This window comes from Mycetocola manganoxydans (assembly GCF_003667545.1).
GTDB classification, from domain to species: domain Bacteria; phylum Actinomycetota; class Actinomycetes; order Actinomycetales; family Microbacteriaceae; genus Mycetocola_A; species Mycetocola_A manganoxydans.
This window is the reverse complement of record NZ_RCUV01000027.1, coordinates 1-6296: the sequence shown is the minus strand read 5'-3', so window position 1 is coordinate 6296 and position 6296 is coordinate 1. Positions and strand designations below refer to the sequence as shown.

Below are 6296 nucleotides of genomic sequence, written 5' to 3'. Positions count from 1 at the left end.
TCGATCGGCACCGCCGGACGACCAGCCATAGCAACTCCCTGAGATCAGGGTGTTGCGTCACTTCCTTGAACCCGCCCATCCCTGCCGGAACGTACGCAACCGTCGGGCTCGTCTTTGGCCGCTACTGGGAACGGTCCGACGGTCCCGGCGACATCTACGAGAACAACTTCGTCCGCTCCGCCTTGAACGGTCTGAGCGACCGCGTCTACAGCGGCGAGCCCGCTCCGCGATCGGGATCGGCTGGATCCCGAGCTGTTCGAATTCTCCGAGGTGCTCTCGAGTCGGGCGAGCTTCGAGCTGAGTTCTTCGACGAGACGCCTTCGGGCCCCTTCGTTGAGGGTCGTACCGTCCGCCTCCACCAGATTCAGGACGAGCTCGCTTCGACGCAAGCCGAGATTCGGCATCTTCAGGCACACTGCCAGATAGGCCCAAATGTCGATGTTCAAGTGCGTGAGTTCAATACTCTCTATCTGGGAGAAGGGAATTCGGAGGGTCGGCTCAGCTTGACCGGACTCCCAGACCGTCAGATCAGTCCCGAAGGCAACCCCGAGGACGGGTTGTGTCGGAAACATCTTGATCGTCGACTTCCAGCCCAACCGTTCAAGGGCGGCTCGAGTCTCCGGGTAGAGAAAGAACATGGACTTTACGTCATCGGAATGGTGCTGCATCATCACCTGCCAGAGTCGCCGTGTCTTCGTTTTTTCCTTCCTCAGAAGCACCCACAACGCAGGGAGGATGATTGCCAGGCACGGGAAGATGAACCACGTTCAGACCCTCAGATTTTCGTCAGACGGCCCCGTCAAGCGGAACGCAACAGGGCCGACAATGGCGACAGCGAGAAGTAGCAACGGCACGGTCTTTCGCCGATTCAGGTATCGCAGATTCATTTCGCGTCTCGAGTTCTCGGATGTGAATTTATCTCAGGGAAGGATGCCCTGGCAGCATTTCAAATGTTGTCCACTCTCTGCCGGCGGGTGATCGCACTAGCTTCCCCGTTGAGCGTTCCCGCAGAGCGCCGCAAATCGTCTGGCTTTCGGGACTTCGCTAAGGCGATCGTGTCAGCGGTGAGAAGTAATGTCAGAGTATGTCGCTCCACCTTGAGCGACACGATCAGGAAAGGAGGGATGCCAATGGCTAAGCCGTCGAAATCCTCTCTGTCCAAGGCTGGCAAGGTTCTCGCGTCGAAGGGATCCTCGAAGCCGTCCAAGTCCAAGGCGGGCTCAACGCTCGGTAAGGGCTGATCGAAACGGTGCGCGTCGTCGACGCTACGGCGCGCACCATCCCATCCGCTCGGCAGTAGTGTCCCCGCCGGGTTCGCCCATCAGCGGGGAACCGTCGGAGTTAGAGGTTGATTCGGAACAGCGCTGACGTGTCAAGAAAGTTTTTTCTGTGTTTCGTTGCTCGCTCGGTGGACGTCCTCGTCGTGGCGATCGCCACGGGTCTTCAGAAGGCTGGCGACGGTCGCCACGGCGATCGTCGTGCCGATGAAGACCAGCGAGAACCAGATGGGGATTTCGGGGGCCCAGAGCATCGGCTCCCCGCCGTTGATGAACGGCAGTTCGTTGACGTGCATCGCGTGCAGCACCAGCTTCACACCGATGAACGCGAGGATGACTGCGAGTCCCTGTGCGAGGTAGACCAGACGCTCGAGGAGGCCGCCGATGAGGAAGAAGAGCTGGCGCAGGCCCATCAGCGCGAAGGCGTTGGCCGTGAAGACAATGTACGCCTCCTCGGTCAGACCGTAGATCGCCGGGATCGAGTCGACAGCGAAAATGAGGTCGACGAAACCGATGGCGATGATCGTCAGCAACATCGGGGTAACGAAGCGGCGGCCGTTCTTGCGCACCGTGAGGCGATCCCCGTGGTACTCGTCAGTCACCGCGAGGTGACGACGGACGAAGCGCATGAACTTGCCGTTCGCGGGGTTGGAATCACCATGCGCGAAGGCCTGGCGGTAGGCCAGCACCAGCAGCAGTGCACCAAAGAGATAAAACACCCACGAAAAGTTAGCAATAAGGGCGGCGCCGACCGCGATGAAGATCCCGCGGAGGATCAGCGCGATCACAATGCCGATCATCAGCACCTTCTGCTGGTAGATCTTCGGCACAGCGAAACCCGTCATCACCAGAAGGAAGACGAACAGGTTATCGATCGACAACGCCTTCTCGGTGAGATAGCCGGCGAAGTACTCCCCGCCGTACGTCCAACCCGAGACGACGCCGATCCCGACCCCGAACAGGAGAGCCAGTCCGATATAGAAGGCTGACCAGCGCGCGGACTCGGCGATCGTCGGCTCATGCGGCTTGCGCACGTGCACGAAGAACTCGTACACGAAGAACGCGATCGTAACCGCAATAGTGATGACCCAGATGAGTGGGGTGATGTTCAAGGGTGGCTCCAGACTTGAGGTGACTGATCGACACCGAAGTCTTCTCCATCCCTGCGATGAAGGACCGGTGACCCGGGATGCGAACACATCCGTAGTGACGAGTCGGCCGTCTCGGAGTACTCCCCTCGGACTAGGAATACTACGGCACCCGATGAAGCGTTCCTGAGAGATTCCCGAATAGTGAGCTGCTGGAGGAACACATCGTTTTAGGGAGACGATGAGTTTTTCGGCTCAGCACCAGCCAAGTTCGCTACTAACGTCCCACAGGAGGTCCCACTTGCGTACGGTGTTTGAGCCAGCCGCTAGGGCGTGTCTCCTTACCATGCGGGTCGGTGTTTGAGAGAATTTCGGTGTGCCTCGTACTGTTTCTCTGACTGATTCCCAATGGGCTCTGATTGAGCCGTTGATGCCGAGTGCTGCGGCGAAAGGCGGGCGTCCTTTTCAGGACCACCGCGGCGTGACGGAGGGGATCATCTACCGGTATCGGACGGGGACTCCCTGGCGGGATCTGCCGGAGAGCTTCGGTCCGTGGCAGACGGTGTGGAAACGACACCGCAGGTTCAGCGGTGACGGAACCTGGGACAAGATCCTCACGGAGTTGCTCGCCCAGGCTGATGCCGGTGGGCTGATCGAGTGGGAAGTTTCGGTGGACTCGACGGTGAACCGCGCGCATCAGCATGGCACGAACCTCGGGCGCGCCACAGGGGGACCTGTCGAATTACACGAATCTGCTCGTTGAGCCGCCTGATCATGCAATTGGCCGGTCACGGGGCGGTTTGACCACGAAGATCCATGCATTGTGCGACGCGAACATGCGTCCGCTGGTTCTTCTTTTGGGCCCCGGTCAAGGCGGTGACTCGCCGATGTTTCCCGAGGGGATCGGGAGCCTGAGGGTGCCGCGCCCTGGCAAAGGCCGACCCCGAACCACGCCCGATCGGGTCATGGCTGATAAGGCCTACGCGTCAAAGGCGAACCGGGAATTGCTGCGCGATCGCAGCATCCAGGCCGTGATTCGGAGAAGACAGATCACATCGCCAACCGTAAACGGCGTGGAGCGAAAGTCGGCCGGCCTCCCGGCTTCGATAGAGAAGCCTACAAACGCCGCAACGTGATCGAGCGATGCTTCGAGGCGTTCAAGCGATGGCGCGGCATCGCGACCCGGTACGACAAACTCGCCGTCACCTACCGTGGTGGAGTTGTCCTTCGGGCAATCACAATCTGGCTCAAGCCGTTAGGAGACACGCCCTAGCGAGCGAGCCCGCCACGGGTGCGTTCCTGCGCCGCGCCTGTTGACTTGTTGCGGATCTTCGCGCTCTTTCCAGCCTGCGTACGCACTGCTTCGCGGGGGTGCTTGGCGTTCTCCCCGTCTGCGAGTACCCGTGCAGCGACGGTTTCTTTTGCGATGCCCTTCTCTTCGAGGCTGGACGCGAACTTCTGCCGGCGTTCGGAGCTGTCGTACTCCTGGGCGCTCGCGCCGCGCTCGTTGACTGCTTCGCCGGCTTGCTTCCAGTCGGCCTCGCGATCCGCGAACTCGTTGAGATCGGCGATATCGGCGCCGTCAACGTCGCCGGAGTTCCAGTCCTTCTCTGACTGTTCCTGAGCCTCGCGCTCTCGCCTTTCAGCGTTGGCGAAGAGGATCTGGCTGGCCGTGAGTTCTTCCGCTGAACGCTCTCGTTCGGCGCGGGCGTTCGCGCGTGCCTGTTCGGCTTCGCGCAATGCCGCGGCTACTTGGGCGGGGTCTCCGCCTGGTGCGTCGACGTCGATGCCGTAGCGGTCCTGCACTTCCCGGCGGATCGTGTCGCCGGCCTCACGTGCAATGTCGTCGTGGTCTCGCCACACGGTCGCTGTCTCGTGGGCCAGGGCAATGTCGTCGATTTTCGCGGTGTCCCACCACTCGGCGTGCCGTACCGGTTCGAGGCTGGCGCGAGCTGCGCCGCGTTCTGCCTCGAACCGGTTCTCGAGCTCGCGGTACTCCTGCTGTGCAGCGGCCTCTCGCGTGTGGCTCATCTGCTCGCGCAGTCGGGAGATTCGCTCTCCGAACTGCGATGCCACTGTGAGAGCGATGCGCAGCGAATCGTCGAACGTTTCGCCTACACCGTCTGTTTCGTCGGCCATGTTTGGTCCCCCTAGTCCCTTCCGTGACCGTCACGCTCGCGTGGCGTGACTGGTGTTTTGTCCTTCTTCGGGTGCAGCTTGTTTGGCAGCGGCGAGCCGGTGCCGGGCGCTGCAAGTCCGTCCGTCGCGCGGCGCATGGTCTCGTTCTCGGACGTCATCACCTGGCCGTCGGTCCGGGTCGTTGTGGTCGAGATCTCCGGCAGGCTCTGTTGCACCTGAGCGAATTTGCTGCGCATCATTGCCGTCATCTGTTCGGCTCGTCGCGCGTCGCCGGCTGCGGTGTGGGCGTCGAGGATCGCGACGCTGACACGGCCGAGCTGGCGGAGCATGATGGCTTCGGCCATGGTTCCGCGTCCGCCATTGGCGGCCTGCATGAGAATCATTGCGGCGTTCGCTGCGGAGCCGAGCTGCGCTGGTTTCGGCTTCGACTGGTGAGCTCTGAGGTGGGCGCTCCGGGCCAGCTCGCGGGAAGTCTCAGCGAGCGGTCCAGGCGTCGCCTCAACCCGCTGTGACCATGCCGCGAACACTCCAGAAGTCTCTCGAGCAACGTGAGCCCACGTCGCCCGGTCGGTAACGGGAACGTCCCTCAGCTGCTTGCGGAGCTGCGCCAGTTCGTCGGTGTACTGCTTCCACAGTTGCGGGTCCGGGGTGGTTTCCTCGCGGCCCGGTGCTACCGGTCGGTACTGCCATGGGTTCTTGCTGGTGGCGCGCCACTCGTCGGCCGCGGCCTGTGCTGTGGCGGGTGCGTCCGGCCATCCTTCGCGCAGTCGCGGCAACGTGAGGTCACGAGCCAGCCGCCCGCCGCCGTACCAGATCGGTGTGGCGCCCTCGGCGGGTCGCAGAGCGACCGAATAGCCGGCCACAACGTCGTCGCGTCCAGCGGCGAAACGGGGGCGAATGAGTACCCCGCCGCGGCGTAGCCGGCGGACGAATTCGCCCTCGTCGGCCGACGCTGTAGCGGCGGCACGGACAGAACGTTCCAGCCGGTGCGCGTCGATCTCGACGGCTCCGGTGCGTTCCTGGCGTGCGCGCTCCGCGGGCTTGACACCCCGCTCCCCCAAACCTGTTTCCCGGCTCTCCAGCTGTTCCAGCCCGTAGTCACGCTCAAGATCGCGGCAGACCTTCTGCGCCTTGGCGAAGTCGTTGTGGGTTGTCGCTTTGGTGCCGTCCTCGCGCACCAGGGACACCGCGATGTGCACGTGGTCGTTGCCGTTCGTGGACAGTCCGTGACGGACCGCAACCCACCGGCACGGTGCTTTCCCGCTGGCTTCGGTGAAGCCCATGCGGTCCGCGAAGTCCTGAGCGATCGCGCCCCACTTCTCGTCACTCAGCTGGCCTTCCTCGGCCCGCAATGAGAGCGAGCAGTGCCACACATTGGCGTCTACCTGCGTCGTTGACACCACACCGGTATCCGGGTCGGTGATCCGTGCAGTCCGGGTCACGTTGACCCCGAGCCGTGTCCGTGGCTCATCGAGGTCATGGGCGATCTTGAGCGCTGTCGCCTTGTCCAGCTGGTCGAATCCGTACATCGTCACGATGGCCGAATCCCCCGCCACCAAGTGCTGCTCTCGGTGTTCGTTGTGGCGCCCTCCGCCAGCGAGATAGACCATAAGACCGGTCATCTCGTTCCCACGCGTAACGTTCGGCATCATGACTGATCAAGCCTGTCCAGTGCCGCACTCAGTCGTGGAACGAGCGCGCGGTACTCCTGCACAATCGCTTCCGCCTCGGCGGGAAACGTGCTCTCCGTGTTGGCGAACCGGGCGAGCTGGTTCACGTTGTTCGCAACGTT

At 62.4% G+C, this 6296-nt stretch carries 5 protein-coding genes and 1 pseudogene; 1 reads left to right on the top strand and 5 read right to left on the bottom strand.

Annotated features, from left to right (window positions below):
- Window positions 1–44: 44 nt before the first annotated feature.
- Window positions 45–725, bottom strand: coding sequence for a hypothetical protein (locus D9V29_RS14715; protein WP_147436311.1), 681 nt, complete (start codon window positions 723–725; stop codon window positions 45–47).
- Window positions 726–1372: 647 nt separating this feature from the next.
- Window positions 1373–2389 carry a TerC family protein gene (locus D9V29_RS14710; RefSeq protein WP_121674085.1) on the bottom strand — a complete coding sequence of 339 codons (1017 nt, stop codon included), beginning with the start codon at window positions 2387–2389 and terminating at the stop codon, window positions 1373–1375.
- Window positions 2390–2741: 352 nt separating this feature from the next.
- Between D9V29_RS14710 and D9V29_RS14705 the strand changes: the two are divergent.
- Window positions 2742–3638: pseudogene (locus D9V29_RS14705) on the top strand (IS5 family transposase).
- Here D9V29_RS14705 and D9V29_RS14700 read toward each other — a convergent pair.
- Genes D9V29_RS14700 through D9V29_RS15265 form a run of 3 tightly spaced genes read right to left on the bottom strand, consistent with a single transcriptional unit; the run spans window position 3635 to window position 6281 of the window.
- Entirely contained in the window at window positions 3635–4504 is an 870-nt protein-coding gene (locus tag D9V29_RS14700; RefSeq protein WP_121674084.1) for a hypothetical protein, read from the bottom strand. The pseudogene D9V29_RS14705 and the gene D9V29_RS14700 sit on opposite strands and share 4 nt — an antisense overlap.
- A gap of 11 nt (window positions 4505–4515) precedes the next feature.
- Complete coding sequence (locus tag D9V29_RS14695; RefSeq protein WP_229790598.1) at window positions 4516–6126, bottom strand: relaxase/mobilization nuclease domain-containing protein; 1611 nt, start codon at window positions 6124–6126, stop codon at window positions 4516–4518.
- 26 nt (window positions 6127–6152) lie between these two features.
- Window positions 6153–6281: a hypothetical protein gene (locus D9V29_RS15265; protein WP_375154070.1), complete on the bottom strand. Its 129-nt coding sequence runs from the start codon at window positions 6279–6281 to the stop codon at window positions 6153–6155.
- Window positions 6282–6296: the final 15 nt, after the last annotated feature.

Coding starts and splice junctions, on each gene's coding strand:
- D9V29_RS14700 (WP_121674084.1), bottom strand. CDS start 4,504: ATGGCCGACGAAACAGACGGTGTAGGCGAAACGTTCGACGATTCGCTG.
- D9V29_RS14695 (WP_229790598.1), bottom strand. CDS start 6,126: ATGACCGGTCTTATGGTCTATCTCGCTGGCGGAGGGCGCCACAACGAA.